This window comes from Telmatospirillum siberiense, assembly GCF_002845745.1.
Taxonomy (GTDB): Bacteria; Pseudomonadota; Alphaproteobacteria; order Rhodospirillales; family Magnetospirillaceae; genus Telmatospirillum; species Telmatospirillum siberiense.
The window spans coordinates 1-2,637 of record NZ_PIUM01000074.1 but is presented as its reverse complement, the minus strand read 5'-3'; the positions used below and the strand labels follow the sequence as shown (position 1 = coordinate 2,637).

Here is a 2,637-nt window from a genome sequence, read left to right as displayed (position 1 = left end):
ACCCCGGGGAAGCGAGGTTTCCCCGGGGGGCTGGCGAGCGAAATGCCCGTTGTTTCCGTCATCAGAAGGACACGGTCATTCCGGCGTTGAACGACCGGCCGGCGGCCGGCAGCGCCCCCATGGCGGCAGTGCTGTTGGTCGCGGTCCAATAGGAGACGTAGGCCCCGCCGTTCGGATCGTAATATTGCTTGTTGAACAGGTTGTCGATGCCGACGGCCACGGTGATGTTCTCGTAACGATAGGACGTCTTGAGGTTCACGATGGCGAAGCCCGGCGTTGTCTGCTCGTTCTGCAGGGGATTGGTCACCGATTTGTCATTGACCAGCTTCAACTCCGCCGTGCTTGTCCACTCCCCCAGGCGATGGGTGAGGTCGATGAACGCGTTCAGCGGCTGCATCCGGTAAAGGCGCTGTCCGTTGTTCATCTGCATCCCCTTGACCCAGCCGGCCGTTCCGGACAGGTCCAGATGGCCGATGTCCTGGCTTTTCAGCAGGGACTTGGATCCGGAGAGATCGAAGCCGTAAAGCTGGGAATCGTGGTTGGCGAACTTCAGAAGATTGATGCCGGGTGTCGAGCCCGTGCTCAGTTTGTCGACGCCGATATAGTCCTGCACATAGGTGTAATAGGGAGTCACCTTGACTGCCCAGTCGGATCTGGCGGCGTCGTGCCAGCCGGCACTGGCGCTGATGGTGTTGGCGATTTCAGGCTTCAGGTTCAGATTGCCGACATATTCGGCACCGTTGCCGAACCAGCCGATCATGCTGGCCGCCATGGATCCGGTGGACCAGGCATAGCGCTCGTAGAGATTGGGCGAGCGGGTCTTGCGGGCGAAACCGAACTCCTCGGTGTTGATCGGTGTCGCTTCGTAGCGGGCGGAGGCCGTCAGGTCGTAATTGACGTCGGTCTTCTTGTGATTCTGCGTATTGAAGGCGTCCGCGTCGGCGGCATAATTCGACATCATGGTGTTGTATCCGGCGACATTGCCGGTATCCATCAGGATGACATCGTTGCGTACGCCCAGGAGCGACGTCCACTGGGCGTCCCACTTTTTTTCCCATTCGGCGAAGGTGCCGATCTGTTGCCGGCTTCCCTCGTTGATGTTGATGAAGGTGTCGGGCCCCATCATCATCATGTCGACCGGGGGCCACCAGTCGCTCAGACGATAGGCGTGATATTCGTTGCCGACTCGGATGACGTCGTTGCGGGTTATCGGCAACTCGGCTTTGAGCGAATAGCCGGCGTCAGTGCCGTTGGTGTTCATCGGCATATGGCCGGTGGTGTTCCGTCCTGGCAGGAAGTTCATCTCATGCTTGGCATTCTGCCAATAGACCTTGGCGTCAAGGGTTCCCCAGGTGTAATCGCCCTTGTAACCGGCGTTCAGATAGTTGCTGGTGTTCCCGGTCAGATCCATGTAGGCGTTGGGAAAACCTTCATACGGGGTCAATTGATGGCCGGCCCGGATGGTCAGGTCGTGTCCGTCGTTGCTGAATCCCAACGTCACATTGTGGCTTTGGGTTTCGAACTGGCTGTTGAAGATCCGGTCTCCGTTGCCGTCATGGGATTCGCGAGCCCGTGTCCATGAGCCGTCATAGCCGAGGCTGACGTTTTCCGTTGCCGCCGTGACGTTGCCGTTGGCTCCGATCTGCCGGTTGATGCTGCGGAAGAAGGTCGTCGCCGATCCGCGGGCGGCATAGCCTTCACCGGATTTGGCGAACATCGGTTGGGGCGGGTCGACCGTGATGCTGCCGCCGATGCTGTCGCCTCCGGCGCTGACCGGGGTGATGCCGGCGACTTCGGAGAGATGTCCGCTGTTGGACGGCGCGATGTAGGACAGCGCCGGATTCATGTGGTTGGGGCAGGCCGAGGTGATCGGCATTCCGTCGACCAGGGTCTTGATCCGGTCGTCGGCCAGCCCGTGGATGATCGGCAGGCTGGAAATGCCGCCGCCGGTCGCCAGGGCGACGCCCGGCTGTCCGGCAAGCAGGGATGCCGTATCGCTGGCGCCCAGGATGCTTTTGGCGCCGATCTGGTGTTTGTCGACCTCTCCGCCTTCGAGCGGGCAGGTCATGTCGGAGGAGGCTTCGACGGTGATGGGGCTAAGCGGCGTCGCCGTCTGCGCGAAGCCCGCGCCGGGCATGAGAAAAAGCGTCGAGACGGTGGACATGAGCGCGGCGGCCGAACCCCGGGACCGGCGTCGCCGATGGATGAGAGTGGACATCTTATAGGTTCCCCAAAGCATGGAAATGCTGTCGGCGTGGCGGCATTGCCGCCACGCCCCTCGAAAGAGGCTGCGATTATTTTTGAAAATCAGTCGGTTACGGTCTTCCCGTGTAACAGGGGTAAAAGCCCTTCTCCCCTCGTGGGAGAAGGGTTGGGATGAGGGGGGGCTGCCTGACAGGCGGAGGAAAATTCTGAAGCTTTGTGCGACTTTTCCCCTCACCCTCCCGCTAACGCGGGCCCCACCCTCTCCCACAAGGGGCGAGGGAGAAGGCTATGAAGCCCGCCCTTTTACCCCTCTTACCTTCTGTGATTTGGTTCGCGTGAAGACTGTCACCGGTGTCAGGCCGGTCGCGGCGGGGCGCGGGCCTGATAGCGATGGGGAACGAAGGAGGAAGGCGCCCGCCGATCGGGCGGCAG

The 2,637-nt window shown here is 61.1% G+C and carries 1 protein-coding gene; it reads right to left on the bottom strand.

Going from position 1 to position 2,637, the window contains the following annotated elements; genetic code table 11:
- Positions 1 to 61: 61 nt before the first annotated feature.
- Positions 62 to 2,218, bottom strand: a complete 2,157-nt coding sequence (locus CWS72_RS27235) for a TonB-dependent receptor (protein WP_158240850.1) — start codon at positions 2,216 to 2,218, stop codon at positions 62 to 64.
- Between the last annotated feature and the right edge of the window lie 419 nt (positions 2,219 to 2,637).

Bases quoted from the DNA above. Each gene is read 5' to 3' on its own strand.
- CWS72_RS27235 (WP_158240850.1), bottom strand. From the start codon at position 2,218: ATGTCCACTCTCATCCATCGGCGACGCCGGTCCCGGGGTTCGGCCGCC.